Below are 16,119 nucleotides of genomic sequence, written 5' to 3'. Positions count from 1 at the left end.
GCCGTGCATGAAGCGCACAGAGGGGGAGCGGGTGGGCAGAACCGCCTCGTCACCTCGTCGACCGGCGGTGCCACCACCCATGTCCGGGTGCACCCGATCGCCTTTTCGCGTGCATGGAACGTCCTCCCGGGGAAGGCGTACCGAGGACCCGTACACCCGAGAAGGGACGGACACCATGGCACGACCGAGGATCGTGGTCGTCGGCGCGGGCTTCGCCGGCGTCTCCTGCGTACGCCGCCTGGAGCGGACGCTGTCACCCGGGGAGGCGGAGATCCTTCTGGTCACTCCGTTCTCCTACCAGCTCTACCTGCCCCTGCTGCCCCAAGTGGCCTCCGGCGTACTCACCCCCCAATCCGTGGCGGTGTCGCTGCGCCGCAGCCGCCGCCACCGGACCCGGATCGTTCCCGGCGGGGCCGTAGGGGTCGACACCCGGGCCAAGGTCTGCGTCATCCGCAAGATCACCGGCGACCTGGTGGACCAGCCCTACGACCACCTCGTGCTCGCGCCGGGCAGCGTGACCCGCACCTTCGACATCCCGGGCCTGGTCGAACACGGCCGCGGCATGAAGACGCTGGCCGAGGCGGCACACCTGCGCGACCACGTGATCGCCCAGCTCGACCTGGCCGACGCCGCCGCACCGGGCTCGGCGGAACGGGCCTCACGGCTCGGCTTCGTCGTGGTGGGCGGCGGCTACGCGGGCACCGAGACGGCCGCCTCCCTGCAGCGACTCACCACGAACGCCGTCAGCCGTTACCCCCGGCTGGACCGGAGCGAGATCAGCTGGCACCTCGTGGACGTGGCCCCGAAGCTGATGCCCGAGCTCGGCGATCGGTTGGGCCAGGCAGCCCTCGACGTGCTGCGCCGCCGAGGCATCGAGGTCTCCCTCGGCGCCTCCGTCGCGAAAGCGGGCCCCGAAGACGTCACCCTCACCGACGGGCGCGTGCTGCCCTGCCGCACCCTGATCTGGACGGCCGGCGTCGCCGCGAGCCCGCTCATCGCGACGCTGGGCGCCGAGACCGCGAAGAGCGGCCGGCTCGTCGTCGCCCCGGACCTACGGGTGCCGGGGGCGGACGGCGCGTTCGCGCTCGGTGACGCGGCCGCCGTGCCCGACCTCGCCGGCGGCGGAGACGGTGCGGTGTGCCCACCCACCGCGCAGCACGCCGCCCGCCAGGGCAGGGTCGCCGCCGACAACGTCGTCGCCACGCTGCGGGGCACACCGCTGCGGTCCTACGTCCACAAGGACCTCGGGCTCGTCGTGGACCTCGGAGGCCGCGACGGCGTCTCCCGGCCGCTCGGCATCGACCTGCGCGGTATGCCCGCCCAGGCCGTGGCCCGCGGCTACCACTGGGCGGCGCTGCGCACCGGGGCCGCGAAGACCCGGGTGATGACGAACTGGCTCCTGAACGCCGTGGCCGGCGACGATTTCGTCCGGACCGGCTTCCAGACGTACAAGCCGGGAACGCTGCGCGACTTCGAGTACACCGACCACTACCTCACCCCGGAGGAGGTACGGGCCCGCACGGCGACCGACCGGGACTGACGGACAGTCCCGACCGGGCGCGACCCGGGCCGAGCCGTAAGTCAGGTGCCGCGGCGCGATCGTCTCTGTCAGGATCACCCCATGACGATCTGCAGAAAGGCCCATGCCGCGTAGACGGCCCGGGCGTGTCCGTGCCGAGCAGTGGCCGCGGCATCGGCTCACCTGTCACCCGCTTGACGCGGGCCTGTCCGCGCCCGCTCGTGCCCGAGTTGCCAGGGTCGAGAGGAGCCGCACCTATCTGTGGCGTGGCGTCACGGCCGAGTCCGTCAGGACCTGGCGGAGCTTGGTGCGGGACCGGTACCGCACTATCTGGAACGAGTTCGAGGACGGCGGCTGCGGTGAGTGGGGATGCTGCGGCAAGCCCTACGACGCGTGGGAGTTCCTGGATGCCGTGACGTACGGCGCGTCGAGCCAAGTGTCCGATCGAGAGCATGCGGTGGAGAGGGACGAACACACCGGTCGTCCGCCGGTGGTGGTCAGCGGCCTCTTCGGCGTGCGTGTGCCTCCAGCACCGGAGTGGTCGGGTGGGCTCCCTCGCCGCCCGCCAGGATGACGCGGTCCGGATTCAGGGGCGGCGAGGGACGCAGGGTGTCACCTACGCTTCGGCCGCCGCACTCAGACTCATCCTGTAGATCTCGGTGTCGTCCTCGAACAGCGTCACTCGCTCAGCGCCACCGTCGAGAAGCTCTTTCCAGACCTCGCCGATCCACGACTCGGCATCCGCCTGCAAGCCGAACTCCTCCGGCTCGACCGCCGGCGCGGTCTCCGAGCCGTCCGCCTTCTCGAATCGCCATGTCCAAACCACGTACTTCCTCCATTCCAAGATCCGCTACTGCTGTCCATCAGTTCCCGCCCCCGCGACATCCCAACCAGCCCACCGCCTGGTCGAGAACCTGTGGTGCATCCCGTCGTGGGTCGGCCCGTGAGCTCCGGCGCGTGCTGACCTCGTCTTCCCGCACGCTGCGGCAGTTGGCCACGGCCGCGCCGGATGAGCCCTCGGCCGTGCCCGCAGCACGCATACGGTCCCGGCCGACGGGTATCCGCCGAGGATGATCGAAGCCGAGCCGCCCCAGGGCCAGGCCCCGCCCTCGGAAGCCGTCCGAACCGCACCCGTACGCGCCCTGCACGCGGCCTACCAGGCCCTCGCGGCCGTTGTCGACCCGCTGGAGGACGAGGACTCATGGCAGCCCACCGGCTGTACGGGATGGGCCGTTCGCGACCTGCTCTTCCACTGCCTCATGGACTGCCGGCGCGGGCTCGTGGCCCTGCACACTCCGGCGCCCGGACCGGTGGACCGGGACGCCGTCACCTACTGGAGCGACTGGCGTCCCGATACCGAAGGCGCGGCCAACGGTCGACGTTGGGCGCGGGTCAGCGCCGGCATGTTCCTGCACTTCGACCAACTGCGTGGGCTGTACCTGGAGACCGCGGCAGCCACCCTGCACGCCGCATCCGCGACCGACCCCGGCCTCCTCGTGTCGACCCAGGGCCACACCCTGACCGCCGGCGACCTGATGAGCACCCTCACCGTCGAGGCGACCGTCCACCACCTCGACCTCGTCGCCGCACTCCCACACGCTCCCGTGGCCTCGACGCCCGGACTGGCATGCGTACGGACCACCCTGGACGGCCTGCTGGGCCGCCCGGTCCCGCTCGACTGGAGCGACGAGCACTACGCACGCGCCGGCACGGGCCGTCTGCCCCTCACGGCCGCCGAAGCACGAGCACTGGGACCGGACGCCGCATCCTTCCCCCTGTTCGGCTGACAGGACCGCGCATCTCGGCCGCGGACAAACTGCTGCTCGTCCACGGCGCGATGGACGACCAGGTGCACCCCGACGACACACTGCGCCTGGCCGACCGGTTCATCGCCGCCTACAAGGACTTCGAACTCCTCATCATGCCCGGGGCCGAGCGGCCTGAGTTGCTCGGCGAACTGTTCTCCTGAGCCACCGCCGCCCGGGCTTCCCCCGTCCGTCGAGGCTTCCTGTTCTCGTGGCGTCAGCCGTCGAAGCGATGGCGGGAGGCCTCGATGTGACCGAGGTGCCGGTGGGTCCAGTCGCACAGTCCGTCGATCGTCACGCGCAAGGCCTGGCCCGGTGCGGTGAGGGTGTACTCGACCCGCGGTGGCACGACGGGGTGCACGGTCCGCTCGACGAGGCCGTTGCGCTCGAGCATGCGCAGGTTCTGCGTGAGCATCTTGTGGCTGATGCCCTCGATCTCGTCCCGCAGCTCACCGAAGCGCAGGGTGCGCTCTCCCAAGGCCTCGATGATCAGGAGGGCCCATTTGTTGGCGACGTCCGAGAAGATCTCCCGGGCCAGGGAGTCGGCGCGCCGCACGTCCGCTTCGTCGATCGAGCCGCTGAGCTGCTTGGTTCCCATCAGGTGCCCCAGTCACTGAAAAGTGCGTTCTTCCATGTCAGCGACCACTCTCTTACGGTTCCTGAGTAACCACAAGAGAGCACGTGCGCTGCGGAGCGCACGACTCATGGCAGGGAGGTAGCGGCATGCCCATCACCCTGGTGAACCCCGGCGGACTGCCGGAGATCGATGCCTACCGTCAGGTGTCGGTCGCGACCGGCTCGAAGCTGGTCTTCGTCGCGGGCCAGGTCGCCTGGGACGCGGACGGTGCCACGGTCGGCGAGGGTGACCTCGCCGCGCAGGTCGAGCGGTGCTATCTCAACGTCGGCACCGCCCTGGCGGGGGTCGGTGCCTCGTTCGACGACGTGGCGAAGCTGACCGTGTACGTCGTCGACTGGACCCCTGACAAGATGCCGCTGCTCATGGACGGGATAACCCGGGCGGCCACGAAGCTGGGCGTCACGGCGACGCCCCCGGCCAGCATGCTGGGAGTCGCCGCTCTGGACGTGCCGGAGCACCTCGTCGAGGTCGAAGCCACCGCGGTCGTCGACTGAAACCAGCAGGTCCTGAACCGCCCCGCACGCCCCTTCGCCGACCGGGCCGTACGCAGCGTGCCCGCGTTCCGTCGAGCCTCGCCCGCCACACGGATACCGGCGGCCGGTCGGGGCTCGGCCTTGCCGGGCTCCGTCCGGCCGGGGCTACTTCGGGTCGTCCGCATCCGGCTGCGGTCGACACTCGTCCTCGGAGGGGAGGAGGTCTTTCGCCCTGCGTTCCATGAGGATGGGCAGGTAGGTGCGTACGCGTGCGTACCTGAGCTCTTCGTACGCGGTGCGTACGGCGTCGCGCATGCTGTCCGCGTCCACATGGGGGTGCGCCTCTGCCAGGCGTTCGGTGACGTGGCGGATGACGGTGACGTTTTCCGGTTCCGGTGTCATGCGCCGCAGCCCTCCTTCGTTGTCTTCCCCCAGTCTCGCGGTGCGCTCCTCCGCCGCGATAGTCGATCTTTCGCCGGTGTCGACGGCCCGTCCCCGGTTCACGGAGGCCAGATCCCTACGGTTCGCGGCAACCGGGCCGGGCGGACGTCAGGCGCGGGTGGTGCCGTCCAGGAAGGGCGGTTCGCGGGAGGTCCGACGCGCGGTCGGCCGGAGGCCCGATCTTGTGTCGTCGTTCGCAGTGGGCTTGTTCGCCCACCCGCTCAGATCGGTCGACGGCGCACCCCATAGCGCAGGTGAAGCACCCGGCTGCCCTGAAGCACCTCCTCAGGGTCCCCCAACAGGTGCTGTTCGTGGACCGACCCGAAGTAGCGCTTGCCGCACCCGAACACCACGGGGACGACGTCCATGCGCACTTCGTCGACCAGACCCGCGGCAAGCACCTGGCCGCCGACGTCGCCGGCGGCGACCTCGACGATGCGGTCACCCGCAAGCTCCTGCGCCTTGGCCACGGCTGCCTCGACGCCGTCGACGAAGTGGAACGGCGCCTCGGGGTCCCAGCCTTCGGGCCGCGGGCGGTGCGTCACGACGACGACGTGGTCGATCCCGCCCGGAGGCTTCCCGTCCCAGCCGTCCGTCAGGTCGAAGACATGGCGGCCGACGACCGTCACCCCGATCCGGTCCCAGTACGGCCGGGTGTAGTCGTAGGACGTCTGCGACACCTTCAGCGCGCCACTCTCGTCCAACGGGACGTCACCGCCGGTCAACCAGTCGAACAGCGGTCCGGGCTGGTCGTTCTCGTCCGCGACGAAGCCGTCCACCGACACCGAGCTGTACATGACCACCTTGCCCACGGGGCTCTCCTCTGCTTCGCGGTCCTGACAAATTAGCGCGCCGTGTGCCACCCGCTCGGGCGGGACGCCGATGAGAAGGTGCAACAGCTCCGCTTGGACCGGCTCGGGGCCGGTGACGGCGGTGGGGTGGTGTTCGGCCTGGCCGACGTCCAGGCCTAGGAAGCCGTCGTGGTCAGCTGCCGCAGGCGCAGCTGCTCGTCGCCGGCGCGGGTTCGGCGTTGTCCTCCTGTCCGGTGCAGCAGGCGTCGCCGCCCGCGCGGGGGCTCTTGCCCAACCGGTCGGCGTCGGCCTTGACCACGTACACCTCCCAGGGTTCCTCGCCGGGGCCGGTGACCCACACCTTGTCCTGGAGCGCGTAGCAGCAGGAGGTGTCGTTCTCCTCGAAGGTGGCCAGGCCGGCGTCCTTGAGGCGGGTGGTGGCGGCGGTGACCTCTTCGGTGGAAGCGACCTCGACCCCGAGGTGGTCCAGGCGGGTGGCCTGCCCCGGCTCGCCCTCGATGAGGACGAGCTTGAGCAGCGGGGTGGTGACGGCGAAGTTGGCGTAGCCGGGTCGGCGCTTGGCGGGCTCGACGCCGAAGAGCTTGGAGTAGAAGGCCACCGACGCTTCGAGGTCGGCGACGTTGAGTGCGAGCTGGACACGGGACATGGCGGTCTCCTGGGACAGCGACTTGTTTCGACGTCTGTCGATACAGTTGAGCTTGCCTCCGGGATCGATGGCTGTCAATATTGAGGAATGTCGAAACAAGCTGGTCTGCCGGTGCTCGGGCAGGACGACGCGGCGTGCTGCGCGCCGATGGTCCGCGAGCCGCTGAGCGAGGAGGCCGCGGCCGAGCTGTCGCGGATGTTCAAGGCGCTGTCGGACCCGATCCGGCTGCGGCTGCTGTCCCTGATCGCCTCGCACGAGGGTGGCGAGGCGTGCGTGTGCGACCTGATCGGGCCGTTCGACGTGTCACAGCCGACGATCTCCCACCACCTGAAGGTGTTGCGGGAAGCCGGGCTGGTGGGCTCCGAGCGACGCGGCACCTGGGTGTACTACTGGGTGCTGCCCGCGGCCCTGGCGGAGCTGTCCGCCCTGCTCGAGATCCCCGCCGCCCCCGCGAAGGCTCCGGCGTGAGCGCGCCGGCCTCGCTGCGCCGGCGGGCGACGGTCGAAGGACTGGGCACGGCCGCGCTGGTCGCGGTCGTGGTGGGCTCCGGCATCCAGGCCACCGAACTGACCCAGGACGTCGGGACGCAGCTCCTGGCCAACTCCCTCGCCACCGTCTTCGGTCTCGGTGTGCTGATCGCCCTGCTCGGCCCGGTCTCGGGAGCCCACTTCAACCCGGCGGTCACCCTTGCCGCCTGGTTCACCGGCCGCCGCACCGGCGACGGACCCGGCCTGCGCGAGGTCGCCGCGTACCTGCCCGCCCAGATCGTCGGTGCGATCGCCGGCGCGGTACTGGCCGACGCCATGTTAGGCAAGCCGCTGGTGGAGCTGTCCACCCACGACCGGTTCGCCGGACATCTGTGGCTGGCGGAGGTCGTGGCCACCGCCGGGCTGGTCTGGCTCGTCTTCGGCCTGGCCCGTGCCGGCCGCGCCCACCTCGCGCCGCCGCTGGTCGCCGCCTACATCGGGGCGGCCTACTGGTTCACCTCCTCCACCAGCTTCGCCAACCCGGCCGTCACCATCGGCCGGGCGTTCACCGACACCTTCGCCGGGATCGCGCCCACCTCCGTACTGCCCTTCCTCGCCGCCCAACTGGTCGGCGCCGCCGCCGGTCTCGGGCTGGTCGCGCTCTGTTTCGGCCGCCCCGCCACTGCACGCGGGGACGAGGCCGTCGCCCCCCGCGTCGAGCAGCGTCCCGCCGCTCCCGCCGCCCGTTCCCCCGAAGAAAGCACCCTCGCTCGATGAGCACCTCCGCCACCCCGTCCGTGCTGTTCGTCTGCGTGCACAACGCCGGCCGGTCCCAGATGGCCGCCGCCTTCCTCACCCACCTCGGCGGCGACCGGGTCCTGGTCCGATCGGCCGGATCCGCCCCCGCCCACACCGTCAACCCCGCGGTGGTGGAGGCCATGCGCGAGGTCGGCATCGACGTCTCCGCCGAGACCCCCAAGGTCCTCACCACCGAGGCGGTGCAGTCCTCCGACGTCGTGATCACCATGGGTTGCGGCGACGCCTGCCCCTACTTCCCCGGCAAGCGGTACCTCGACTGGCAGCTGGAGGACCCGGCCGGACAGGGCGTCGCCGCCGTCCGACCGATCCGCGACGAGATCGAGCGCCGCATCCGAGACCTGCTCACCGAACTCGACATCGAGCCCACCGCCTGACCACCTGACCGCCTTCCGCCCGACCGCCCGACCGGCCCAGAGGTACGTAGCGCGCGCCCCTGCGGCCGCAGTGCGCCGAGCCGCTCCGGGCGATCCACCGGGCGGGCACCGACAGGCCGGGCACCGACAGGCTGCCGGCGAGGTCCCGCGCCGACGAGGCCGGCTCCGGGCATTCGCCGTCCAAGAGGCGCCGCCTCCGTCCGGTCGTGGGCCACTTCGGCCACGCGCTTGCTCGGCGGGCGCCGCCGACACCATGCCCCACCACCTGCGCGGCCCGCGCCCGCCCCGCCCGCGGCGGGCCGCGCGGTGCTCTCTATCCTCGCCCCATGACGGCCACCATCACCCCGCTCTCCGCCGCCGGACTCCGCGCCAACCGCGACGAACTCGCCGCCCTGCTCCTCGCCGTGGTCGACGAAGGCTCCTCCCTCGGCTTCCTCGCCGGGCTCGACCGGCCCGGCGCCGCCGCCTGGTGGGACTCCCTGCTGCCCGCCGTCGAGGACGGCTCCCTCGCGCTGTGGGTCTCCCGCACCGGCGACGACGGCCGGATCGACGGCACCGTCAGCTGGTACCGGGAGACCAAGGCGAACGGCCGCCACCGCGCCGAGCTGCGCAAACTCATGGTCCACCCGGCCGCCCGCGGCCGCGGCACCGCCCGCGCCCTGCTCGCCGAGGCCGAGTCGGCCGCCGCCCGCGTCGGGGTGGTGCTGCTGTTCCTGGACACCGAGACCGGCAGCGGGGCCGAGCGGGTCTACCGCTCCGCGGGCTGGACGGAGGCCGGCACCATCCCCGACTACGCCACCGACCCGGAGGGCCGGCTCCGCCCCACGACCCTCTTCTACAAGCAGCTCCGGGGCGTCCACGGGTGACCTCGCCCGCCGCGCGGCGTTAGACCCGTAGCCGCCGGCCATCGAGCGAGGGAGACCGTATGTCCGCAGCATCGTCCGCCGCACCACTGACCCGACGCGCGGTTCTCCGTTCGGCCTTCACCGCGGCCGTGCTCGCCGGTACGGCAGCGGCGCTGGCCCCCGTACTGCGCGCCCGGCGCCCCCGGCAGACCCTCACCCCGGCGCCGCTCGCCGAGGAGGAGACCTACCGCGGCCGGCACATCGCCGTCGACGTCGCCGGGGTCCGGATCGACGGCCGTCCGCTGCACGTGATGCGCCGGGCCGACGGCAGCTACCTCAGCGGCATCAACCACTTCCAGTCCTATGCCACGCCACTGGAAGTGGCCCGGGCCGCCGTCGACGAACTGGGCACCGCCCAACTGGCCTTCGCGGCCCCGCACCACGGCTGACCGACCCACTGACTCACTGACCCACTGACCCACTGACCCACCGGGAACGGGAGGAGCCCCGCATTGCACACCCGGCAGAACCAGAAGAACCTCACCAGCACCCAGAAGAAGCGGTTCACCGCGGCGGTCCTGGAGCTCAAGCGCAAGGGTGCCTACGACGCCCTGGTGCGCACGCACGACAAGTACTTCGTGCCCGACCGTGACCGCAAGCTGCGGGTCGGGCACATGTCGCCGTCCTTCTTCCCGTGGCACCGGCGCTATCTGCTGGAGTTCGAACGGCAGTTGCAGGAGATCGACCCGGGAGTGAGCGTCCCGTACTGGGACTGGACCACCGACACCAGCCCGGTCTCCTCCCTCTGGGCCGACGACTTCCTCGGCGGCACCGGCCGGGCGAGCGACCGCAAGGTGATGACCGGGCCGTTCGCCTACGACTCGGGCAACTGGACGGTGACCGTGGGCATCACCGAGTCCGCGTTCCTCACCCGCAACCTCGGCCGGCCGCAGAACCCGATCGCCCTGCCCACCGCGGCCGAGCTCCAGTGGGCGATCGACGACCCGACCTACGACGTCTCGCCCTGGGACTCCACGGCTACCGCGGGGGGCTTCCGCAACAAGCTGGAGGGCTGGTCGGCCCCCAAGAGCGAGCGCTGGCGCAACCACAACAAGGTCCACCAGTGGATCGGCGGCCACATGACGGGCGGCACGGCGCCCAACGATCCGGCGTTCTGGCTGCACCACGCCTTCGTCGACCTGATCTGGGACCGCTGGCAGCAGAAGCACCCCGGCTCCGGCTACCTGCCCTCCGCCCCGCCGGCCGTCGGCGACCTCCAGCGCGGCCGGGTGATCGCCCTCGACGAGCCGATGCCGCCCTGGAACGTCACCCCGCGCGAGATGTTCGGCCACCAGGGTCTGTACCGCTACGAATGACGCGGCCCGCGCCCACCCGTGCGCACGCGGCAGGCGTGGGGACAGCGGGCACGGGGAAGGGCCCCCGCCGGGTGGCGGGGGCCCTTCCGTCGATCAGCCGATCAGTTGATCAGGCGATCAGTGGCCGTAGTCGCCACCCTCGGTGTGGTGGTCGGCGCCGCCGCCGGAGGCGTTGACGCAGGTGTTGCCGAACGCCGGGTTCAGCAGGGCGATCACGTTCACGGTGTTGCCGCAGACGTTGACCGGGACGTGCACCGGGACCTGGAGCAGGTTGCCCGACAGAACACCGGGGGAGCCGACCGCCGCACCGTGCGCTCCGGCATCGGCGACAGCCAGACCCGCACCGGCGACCACGGCGCTACCGGTGACAGCGGTGATGGCGAATGCCTTCGCGATACGCGACATCAAGATCTCCTCGTGAGATATGTGGGGCGCCACAGACGCTGTGGCATTTGACATGGCATACAACGCGGGGGAGGCCAAGGGGTCACGGCCCGTGGCCTACCCGGTGACGGAAAACCGGACGGAGGCGAAGTACGGCCGTACCTGGCCCACCTCGCCGGGCCGCAGGACCCGCAGGATCCGGCCCGAACACCGGGGGCCCTCGAAGAGGGTCGCCGAGCTCCCGGTCCCGTTGGTGACGGCCCGGGCGCCACCGCCCTCCGCCTCGACACACCCCCGGGGGGAGGTGAGGCCGTGGACCCGGTCGTCCTGGCCGACGTACTGGAAGTCCGAGCCGGCGGCCAGTGCCGGGCCGGACAGGAGCGTGGCGCCCGCGAGCAGCAGGGCGCCGGGCACGGCATGGTGGATACGCAGGAATCGCATGCCCGTCCAACCGGGTCGGGCCCGGACCCGGTCACGCCTTGTCACCCGTTGGACGGCTGTGCGACCGTGCGACGGTGCGACGGGCAGCCGCATCGCAGGAGGACGAGATGAGCGCAGACGGCGCCACAGGCGGCCACGGCCGGCCGCGGGTCAGGACGGCGGCCGGCGTCGTCGAGGGCCGGCTCGGATCCGGGGGGACCTCGATCTTCCTGGGCATCCCGTACGCCGCCCCGCCCGTCGGCGCCCTGCGCTTCGCGGCGCCCGCGCCCCCGGCCACCTGGGACGGCGTACGGGACTGCACGGCCTACGGGCCCACCGCGCCGAAGGTGCCCTACCCGGACACCTTCGCGGCCCTGCTGCCCGACCCGGTGATCCCCGGCGACGACTGCCTGAACGTGAACGTGTGGACCCCGGACCCGACCCCCGGGGCCCGGCTGCCCGTCATGGTCTGGATCCACGGCGGGGCCCACACCCGCGGCTCCTCCGCCGTCCCCGTCTACGACGGCTCTGCCTTCGCCCGCGACGGGGTCGTGCTCGTCTCCTGCAACTTCCGCCTCGGGGTCCTCGGCTACGGACTCTTCCCCGACGCCCCCGCCAACCGCGGCCTGCTGGACCAGATCGCCGCCCTCTCCTGGGTACGCGACAACATCACGGCCTTCGGAGGCGACCCCGACCGGGTCACCGTCTTCGGCGAGTCCGCCGGAGCCATCAGCATCGGCGCCCTCCTCGCGGCCCCGCGCGCGGCCGGGCTCTTCACCCGGGCCGTCCTGCAGAGCGGGGCCCCCGAGGTCCTGCCGCGCCCCAGGGTCCGCGCCATGGTCCGGCGGATGGCCTCACTCCTCAAGGTCGACGCCACCGCCACGGCCTTCACGGCCACCGCCCTGCCCGACCTGCTCGCCGCCCAGGCGGCCGTCCTGCGCCGATCCGGCCCGCTCGTCGGCGGACCCGCCTTCGGCCTGGTCACCGACCCGGACACGATCCCGGCCGACCCCCTCGACACCCTGTGCGCCGCGGCGGCCTCCGACGAGGTGCCGCTGCTCCTCGGCTGGACCCGTGACGAGTACCGGCTGTGGCTCGCCCCCACCGGCGGGATGCGGCTGCTGGACCGGCTCGGCCCGCTCGCCGTCGCGCTGGCCCGTGCCCGCTCCGGCAAGGACCGGGCCGCCGTACGGGCGCTGCGCGCCGCGCTGCCCGCGGCAGGGCCCGCCGAACTCGCCGGACAACTGCTCACCGACCGGCTGCTGCGCGACCCGCTGCGCAGGCTCGCCGGGGCCGGGCGGACGGCCCCGAGCTTCGTGTACGAGTTCGGCTGGCCCTCCGGCCTGCCGGGCCTCGGCTCCTGTCATGCCCTGGAGCTGGGCTTCGTGTTCGACACGCTCGCGGTGCCGGAGTCCGCCTGGCTGGCCGGGACGGACACCCCGCAGGAGCTCGCGGACGAGATGCACGCGGCCTGGGTGCGGTTCGCGTTGACCGGCGATCCGGGTTGGGCGGCCTGGAACGGAGCCGGCCCGCCGAAGGTGTTCGGCGGGCCGGAGCTCGATGGTGCGGGGGCGTCGGTGGTTACTCGACGGGCCCTTCCATGACCTTGCTGATGTACTGGACCGGTCCCTCACCCATGTTCGGCACATAGGTCTTGGCGTTGTGCTGGCCGCCCTTGATGACCTTCAACTCGGCATGGATGGGGCCCTTGTTGCCGTAGGTGGCGATGAATTTCTGCACGTCGGGCAGGGTCTTCTTGTTGCTCTCGCTGTCGCCGACCTGGAAGGCGAGGTAGACCTCGGGCCCCTTGGTGTCGATGAGGTGCTTCGCCAGCAACTCCGGGTTGTTCTCGGCCTTCTCCTTGTCGTGGCCCTTCCACAGGGAGGAGTCCGGGACGATGTCCGGGCCGGAGGCGATCACCGCCTTGAACTTGTCCGGGTGCTTCAGCACGGCCTTCAGGCCCGCGAAACCACCGGTGGAGGAGCCCATGAAGGCCCAGCCGTCACGGGACTTGACGGTGCGGAAGTTCGCCTTCATCAGGTCCGGAACGTCCTCGGTCAGCCAGGTGCCCATCTTGGGCTGGCCCGGGATGTCGGAGCCGTCCCAGTAGACGCCCTTGTCGTCCGGCCCCGGGTTGAGCACGGGCATGGCCAGGATGAAGGGCTTGCTCTTGCCCTCGGCGTACCACTTGCTGATGCTGGTCTGGAGACCGAGGTCGGTGCCCATCCAGTAATTGCTGGGGTAGCCGGCGCCGCCCGGCAGGGCGATCAGGACCGGGAAGCCGCTCTTGGCGAACTTCGGGTCGTTGTACTCCTTGGGGGCCCAGACCCAGACCTTGCCCTTGAAGCCGGACTTCTTGCCGTCCAGCGTGGTGACGGCCACGTGCGTGCCGTCGCCGAGGGTCATCGTGTTCTTGAACTCGGCCGCCGGCCCGGTCGGCATGAGCATCTTGGAGTTCGGCGGGGGAGCGTCGTTCTTCTTGCCGCCACCCGCGGGCGCCTGCCCGAAGGACACCGCCGAGCCCTTGTCGGTGAAGGGCGGTATCTCGTAGTGGTTCAGCACGAGCGCGGCCGTGCCGGCGAGCGCGAGGACGGCGGCGCCGGCTATGAGCCAGCGGCGACCCCTGCGGCGGCGCGGCGGCTCCTCGGGGAAGAGGTCCTGCGGTCCGTACCGCGCCGTCTGGTCGTACGGGTCCTGCGGTGCGTACGGCGAGTGCTGACCGTACTGGTCGTGCTGCCCCTGGGGCTGCCGGTGCGGCTGCTGTCCGTACGGCTGGGCGTACGGGTCGCCGTGGGGCGGCTGCGGTATTTGTCCTTCCGGCCGGTACGGCTGGTACTGCTGCCCGTCGGGTGCGTACGACATGTGCGGTGGCTCTCCGGCTGCTGCTGCCCCAGAGGGGCGGGGTGGTCTGACTGCTGGTCCTTCCGTTCGAAGGATGAACGAAAGCATGTCAGGGTTCCGTACTTTCCCTACTCTTGGGGTGCCCTGGGGGAGGCCATTGCCTGGGATCCGTAGGCCCGGTGGAGTTCACGAACCGGCCCCTTCGTGTGCCTGGTTCTCGCAGGAGCCGGTGGGTATGGTGCGCCCGCGCCGCCCCCGGAACCCCACACCGCCCCGGAGTCATCCCATGACGCTCCAGCGCCGGATCCTGATCCTGGTCACCGCCGTGACCCTGCTCGCGGCCGTGGGGGTGCTCGCCGTCGTGCGGGCCTCCTCCCGAGCCGCCGAGAAGGACCACGTCCGGGCGGGCGGCCCGTCGGTCACCCCGGGCGCCGTGTCGCTGGCCGCGGGCGACGGCGGCCGGCGCATCGTGTTCCGCAACTTGGCCTGGGGGCCGCACCGGGACGAGCTCGCCACGGTCGCGGCCGGCTCGCCGGAGGGGACCCGTACCGCTTCCGGGGTGAGCTGCCTGCGCTTCCACGCGGCCGGGAGCACCGGGATCTGCCTCCAGGCGGACCGGAGCGGGGTCCAGGAGGGCTACCGGGCCGTCGTGCTCGACGCCCACCTGAAGGAGCTGTCCGCCCACCCGCTGGGCGGCCTCCCCACCCGGGCCAGGGTCTCGCCGGGCGGGCACCTCGCCGCGTGGACGGTCTTCGTCGGCGGCGACTCGTACGCAGGTACGAATTTCTCGACCCGGACCTCTGTGCTCGACCTGCGCACGGGCAGGCTCGAAGCCTCCCTGGAAGACTTCACGATCCTCAAGGACGGCAAGCCGTACCGCAGCGCCGACGTCAACTTCTGGGGGGTCACCTTCGCCGCCGACGAGCGGACCTTCTACGCGACGCTCGCCACCGGCGGTCGGACCCACCTGGTCCGCGGTGACCTGGGCGAGCGCACCGTGACCACCCTGCGCGAGAACGTCGAGTGCCCGTCGCTGTCCCCGGACGGGACCCGGGTGGTGTTCAAGAAGCGCGTACCGGGCCTGCCCGCCGAGGCGCCGTGGCGGCTGTACGCCCTGGACCTGGCCTCCGGCGCCGAGACCCCGCTCGCCGAGCAGCGCAGCGTGGACGACCAGGTGGTGTGGAGCGACGACCGGACCGTCGTCTACGCCCTGCCGGGGGACTTCGGCGCCGACCTGTACTCCGTACCGGCCGACGGGAGCGGCGCGCCCGCCCGGCTCATGGACTCGGCCCTCGCCCCGGCCTTCCTCGGGTGAGGAGGCCGCGGCGAGGGCCGGGGCAGGACCGTTTTTCCGCTCTTCCGTTCTTCCGTCCGGTGTTCCGTCCGGCCGGACGGGTTACGCGGGGATGAGCGTCTTGCGGCGCCGCTTGCGCTGCGCGCCCGCCGACACCCTCAGCTCGATGATCGACCGCACGGCCGGCCACTCCTCGTCGAGGATCGAGTAGAAGGCGGTACTGCGGACGGCGCCGTCGAGCCCCCGCGAATGGGCCCGGCGGACCCCCTCGCAGGTGAAGCCCAGCCGTTCCATCGCGGCTCTCGAACGGCCGTTGCGCGCGTCAGCGCGCAGCGAGATACGCCGTACCCCCCAGGTCTCGAAGGCATGGCGGAGCATGAGCAGCTTCGCCTCGGTGTTGATGCCGGTTCCCTGGGCGCCCGGGGACAGCCAGGTATTGCCGATCTCGGCGGCATCGGGGATCGCCGTCGCCGGATCGCCGAACGGGACTCCGGGCACGGCGGGCCAGACAAGTGGCCCCTGCCAGTAGTCGAGTTCCAGGAACCGGGTCGAACCGACGACCCGCCCGTCGGTGGCTCTGACCACCGCGAACGGGAGCGATCGACCCGCGGCCTGATCGGCGAGGGCACGTTCGATGTACTCGTGTGACGCCTGCACACCGTGGGGCACGGGAGTGAAGGCGTAAGTCGTACGATCCTCGGCCCCGGCCACGGCCAGAGCCTCGGTGTGGTGGGGGGCGAGGGGCTCGAGCCGCACGGTGCGGCCCGCGAGGTGTACGGGTACGGGCACGGAGCCTTCGGTCCTTCTGGGCGGTGGGGTGGTTGCACAGTCTGCGTCCATGACGTCGCCCCCCGTGCAAAACACGAGTGAAAGGCAACCGGCTGTCAGGTGAACGCGAGTGGCTCAATGTAGCTCCTCGAAGTCCTCTCTTGAACCCCCAATTTGGCAATGGCGCGACACTGTTTT

Annotated in this window: 21 protein-coding genes; 12 read left to right on the top strand and 9 right to left on the bottom strand. The window is 71.5% G+C overall.

Annotated elements, in window-relative coordinates; all coding sequences use genetic code 11:
* Positions 1 to 175: 175 nt before the first annotated feature.
* Positions 176 to 1,540, top strand: a complete 1,365-nt coding sequence (locus BCL76_RS13150; protein WP_109779659.1) for an NAD(P)/FAD-dependent oxidoreductase — start codon at positions 176 to 178, stop codon at positions 1,538 to 1,540.
* Positions 1,541 to 2,135: 595 nt separating this feature from the next.
* Here the strand turns inward: BCL76_RS13150 and BCL76_RS13140 are convergent.
* A complete protein-coding gene (locus tag BCL76_RS13140) occupies positions 2,136 to 2,345 on the bottom strand; it encodes a hypothetical protein (protein WP_109779657.1) in 210 nt (69 codons plus the stop codon).
* 244 nt (positions 2,346 to 2,589) lie between these two features.
* Between BCL76_RS13140 and BCL76_RS13135 the strand changes: the two genes are divergently transcribed.
* The gene (locus tag BCL76_RS13135) at positions 2,590 to 3,306 is read left to right on the top strand and encodes a maleylpyruvate isomerase N-terminal domain-containing protein (protein ID WP_109779656.1); all 717 of its coding nucleotides are present in this window, start codon (positions 2,590 to 2,592) and stop codon (positions 3,304 to 3,306) included.
* 50 nt (positions 3,307 to 3,356) lie between these two features.
* On the top strand, positions 3,357 to 3,488 hold the full coding sequence (locus BCL76_RS40490; protein WP_375137910.1) for a hypothetical protein: 132 nt from the start codon (positions 3,357 to 3,359) through the stop codon (positions 3,486 to 3,488).
* A gap of 53 nt (positions 3,489 to 3,541) precedes the next feature.
* Here BCL76_RS40490 and BCL76_RS13125 read toward each other — a convergent pair whose 3' ends face one another.
* Positions 3,542 to 3,922 (bottom strand): winged helix-turn-helix transcriptional regulator, encoded by a 381-nt coding sequence (locus BCL76_RS13125; protein ID WP_109779655.1) that lies wholly within the window; start codon positions 3,920 to 3,922, stop codon positions 3,542 to 3,544.
* A 125-nt stretch (positions 3,923 to 4,047) separates the two neighbouring features.
* On the opposite strand from BCL76_RS13125, the gene BCL76_RS13120 reads away from it, so the two are divergent.
* Positions 4,048 to 4,455 carry a RidA family protein gene (locus BCL76_RS13120; RefSeq protein ID WP_109779654.1) on the top strand — a complete coding sequence of 136 codons (408 nt, stop codon included), beginning with the start codon at positions 4,048 to 4,050 and terminating at the stop codon, positions 4,453 to 4,455.
* A gap of 144 nt (positions 4,456 to 4,599) precedes the next feature.
* Here the strand turns inward: BCL76_RS13120 and BCL76_RS13115 are convergent, their stop codons facing one another.
* The 3 genes from BCL76_RS13115 to BCL76_RS13105 all read right to left on the bottom strand — a co-directional run bounded on the left by BCL76_RS13115 (position 4,600) and on the right by BCL76_RS13105 (position 6,333).
* Positions 4,600 to 4,836: a three-helix bundle dimerization domain-containing protein gene (locus tag BCL76_RS13115; protein ID WP_109779653.1), complete on the bottom strand. Its 237-nt coding sequence runs from the start codon at positions 4,834 to 4,836 to the stop codon at positions 4,600 to 4,602.
* A 260-nt stretch (positions 4,837 to 5,096) separates the two neighbouring features.
* Positions 5,097 to 5,687, bottom strand: coding sequence for a dihydrofolate reductase family protein (locus tag BCL76_RS13110; protein WP_109779652.1), 591 nt, complete (start codon positions 5,685 to 5,687; stop codon positions 5,097 to 5,099).
* Positions 5,688 to 5,859: 172 nt separating this feature from the next.
* Positions 5,860 to 6,333 (bottom strand): ArsI/CadI family heavy metal resistance metalloenzyme, encoded by a 474-nt coding sequence (locus BCL76_RS13105; protein WP_109779651.1) that lies wholly within the window; start codon positions 6,331 to 6,333, stop codon positions 5,860 to 5,862.
* 87 nt (positions 6,334 to 6,420) lie between these two features.
* Between BCL76_RS13105 and BCL76_RS13100 the strand changes: the two genes are divergently transcribed.
* From BCL76_RS13100 to BCL76_RS13075, 6 genes are all read left to right on the top strand, one after another.
* Positions 6,421 to 6,801, top strand: coding sequence for an ArsR/SmtB family transcription factor (locus BCL76_RS13100; protein ID WP_109779650.1), 381 nt, complete (start codon positions 6,421 to 6,423; stop codon positions 6,799 to 6,801).
* A complete protein-coding gene (locus BCL76_RS13095) occupies positions 6,798 to 7,577 on the top strand; it encodes an aquaporin (RefSeq protein WP_181382535.1) in 780 nt (259 codons plus the stop codon). Before BCL76_RS13100 ends, BCL76_RS13095 begins: the two co-directional genes overlap by 4 nt.
* Positions 7,574 to 7,993, top strand: coding sequence for an arsenate reductase ArsC (locus BCL76_RS13090; RefSeq protein ID WP_109779649.1), 420 nt, complete (start codon positions 7,574 to 7,576; stop codon positions 7,991 to 7,993). The genes BCL76_RS13095 and BCL76_RS13090 overlap by 4 nt, the downstream gene beginning before the upstream one ends.
* Before the next feature lie 326 nt (positions 7,994 to 8,319).
* On the top strand, positions 8,320 to 8,859 hold the full coding sequence (locus BCL76_RS13085) for a GNAT family N-acetyltransferase (RefSeq protein WP_109779648.1): 540 nt from the start codon (positions 8,320 to 8,322) through the stop codon (positions 8,857 to 8,859).
* Between the two features lie 59 nt (positions 8,860 to 8,918).
* Positions 8,919 to 9,287 (top strand): tyrosinase family oxidase copper chaperone, encoded by a 369-nt coding sequence (locus BCL76_RS13080; RefSeq protein ID WP_109779647.1) that lies wholly within the window; start codon positions 8,919 to 8,921, stop codon positions 9,285 to 9,287.
* A gap of 63 nt (positions 9,288 to 9,350) precedes the next feature.
* The gene (locus BCL76_RS13075) at positions 9,351 to 10,214 is read left to right on the top strand and encodes a tyrosinase family protein (RefSeq protein ID WP_109779646.1); all 864 of its coding nucleotides are present in this window, start codon (positions 9,351 to 9,353) and stop codon (positions 10,212 to 10,214) included.
* 117 nt (positions 10,215 to 10,331) lie between these two features.
* Here BCL76_RS13075 and BCL76_RS13070 read toward each other — a convergent pair whose 3' ends face one another.
* Both BCL76_RS13070 and BCL76_RS13065 read right to left on the bottom strand, forming a co-directional pair.
* The gene (locus BCL76_RS13070) at positions 10,332 to 10,619 is read right to left on the bottom strand and encodes a chaplin (protein ID WP_030761160.1); all 288 of its coding nucleotides are present in this window, start codon (positions 10,617 to 10,619) and stop codon (positions 10,332 to 10,334) included.
* 96 nt (positions 10,620 to 10,715) lie between these two features.
* Positions 10,716 to 11,039 carry a hypothetical protein gene (locus BCL76_RS13065; protein WP_109779645.1) on the bottom strand — a complete coding sequence of 108 codons (324 nt, stop codon included), beginning with the start codon at positions 11,037 to 11,039 and terminating at the stop codon, positions 10,716 to 10,718.
* Positions 11,040 to 11,146: 107 nt separating this feature from the next.
* Here BCL76_RS13065 and BCL76_RS13060 point away from each other — a divergent pair, with 107 nt between their 5' ends.
* Positions 11,147 to 12,622: a carboxylesterase/lipase family protein gene (locus BCL76_RS13060; protein ID WP_109779644.1), complete on the top strand. Its 1,476-nt coding sequence runs from the start codon at positions 11,147 to 11,149 to the stop codon at positions 12,620 to 12,622.
* On the opposite strand, the gene BCL76_RS13055 is transcribed toward BCL76_RS13060, so the two are convergent.
* Positions 12,600 to 13,880, bottom strand: a complete 1,281-nt coding sequence (locus BCL76_RS13055; protein ID WP_109779643.1) for an alpha/beta hydrolase — start codon at positions 13,878 to 13,880, stop codon at positions 12,600 to 12,602. The genes BCL76_RS13060 and BCL76_RS13055 overlap by 23 nt on opposite strands.
* 265 nt (positions 13,881 to 14,145) lie before the next feature.
* Between BCL76_RS13055 and BCL76_RS13050 the strand changes: the two genes are divergently transcribed.
* Positions 14,146 to 15,174 carry a TolB family protein gene (locus tag BCL76_RS13050; RefSeq protein ID WP_109779642.1) on the top strand — a complete coding sequence of 343 codons (1,029 nt, stop codon included), beginning with the start codon at positions 14,146 to 14,148 and terminating at the stop codon, positions 15,172 to 15,174.
* 81 nt (positions 15,175 to 15,255) lie between these two features.
* On the opposite strand, the gene BCL76_RS13045 is transcribed toward BCL76_RS13050, so the two are convergent.
* Complete coding sequence (locus BCL76_RS13045; RefSeq protein WP_030761146.1) at positions 15,256 to 15,942, bottom strand: GNAT family N-acetyltransferase; 687 nt, start codon at positions 15,940 to 15,942, stop codon at positions 15,256 to 15,258.
* Between the last annotated feature and the right edge of the window lie 177 nt (positions 15,943 to 16,119).

Source organism: Streptomyces sp. CG 926 (genome assembly GCF_003148825.1).
Taxonomy (GTDB): Bacteria; Actinomycetota; Actinomycetes; order Streptomycetales; family Streptomycetaceae; genus Streptomyces.
This window is presented reverse-complemented; position numbering and strand designations above follow the sequence as displayed.

Excerpts from the sequence above, each read along its gene's own strand:
- BCL76_RS13135 (WP_109779656.1), top strand. The coding sequence starts at position 2,590 with ATGATCGAAGCCGAGCCGCCCCAGGGCCAGGCCCCGCCCTCGGAAGCC.
- BCL76_RS13105 (WP_109779651.1), bottom strand. The coding sequence starts at position 6,333 with ATGTCCCGTGTCCAGCTCGCACTCAACGTCGCCGACCTCGAAGCGTCG.
- BCL76_RS13085 (WP_109779648.1), top strand. The coding sequence starts at position 8,320 with ATGACGGCCACCATCACCCCGCTCTCCGCCGCCGGACTCCGCGCCAAC.
- BCL76_RS13115 (WP_109779653.1), bottom strand. The coding sequence starts at position 4,836 with ATGACACCGGAACCGGAAAACGTCACCGTCATCCGCCACGTCACCGAA.
- BCL76_RS13120 (WP_109779654.1), top strand. The coding sequence starts at position 4,048 with ATGCCCATCACCCTGGTGAACCCCGGCGGACTGCCGGAGATCGATGCC.
- BCL76_RS13060 (WP_109779644.1), top strand. The coding sequence starts at position 11,147 with ATGAGCGCAGACGGCGCCACAGGCGGCCACGGCCGGCCGCGGGTCAGG.
- BCL76_RS13125 (WP_109779655.1), bottom strand. The coding sequence starts at position 3,922 with ATGGGAACCAAGCAGCTCAGCGGCTCGATCGACGAAGCGGACGTGCGG.
- BCL76_RS13050 (WP_109779642.1), top strand. The coding sequence starts at position 14,146 with ATGACGCTCCAGCGCCGGATCCTGATCCTGGTCACCGCCGTGACCCTG.
- BCL76_RS13055 (WP_109779643.1), bottom strand. The coding sequence starts at position 13,880 with ATGTCGTACGCACCCGACGGGCAGCAGTACCAGCCGTACCGGCCGGAA.
- BCL76_RS13150 (WP_109779659.1), top strand. The coding sequence starts at position 176 with ATGGCACGACCGAGGATCGTGGTCGTCGGCGCGGGCTTCGCCGGCGTC.
- BCL76_RS13100 (WP_109779650.1), top strand. The coding sequence starts at position 6,421 with ATGTCGAAACAAGCTGGTCTGCCGGTGCTCGGGCAGGACGACGCGGCG.
- BCL76_RS13065 (WP_109779645.1), bottom strand. The coding sequence starts at position 11,039 with ATGCGATTCCTGCGTATCCACCATGCCGTGCCCGGCGCCCTGCTGCTC.
- BCL76_RS40490 (WP_375137910.1), top strand. The coding sequence starts at position 3,357 with ATGGACGACCAGGTGCACCCCGACGACACACTGCGCCTGGCCGACCGG.
- BCL76_RS13070 (WP_030761160.1), bottom strand. The coding sequence starts at position 10,619 with ATGTCGCGTATCGCGAAGGCATTCGCCATCACCGCTGTCACCGGTAGC.
- BCL76_RS13080 (WP_109779647.1), top strand. The coding sequence starts at position 8,919 with ATGTCCGCAGCATCGTCCGCCGCACCACTGACCCGACGCGCGGTTCTC.
- BCL76_RS13090 (WP_109779649.1), top strand. The coding sequence starts at position 7,574 with ATGAGCACCTCCGCCACCCCGTCCGTGCTGTTCGTCTGCGTGCACAAC.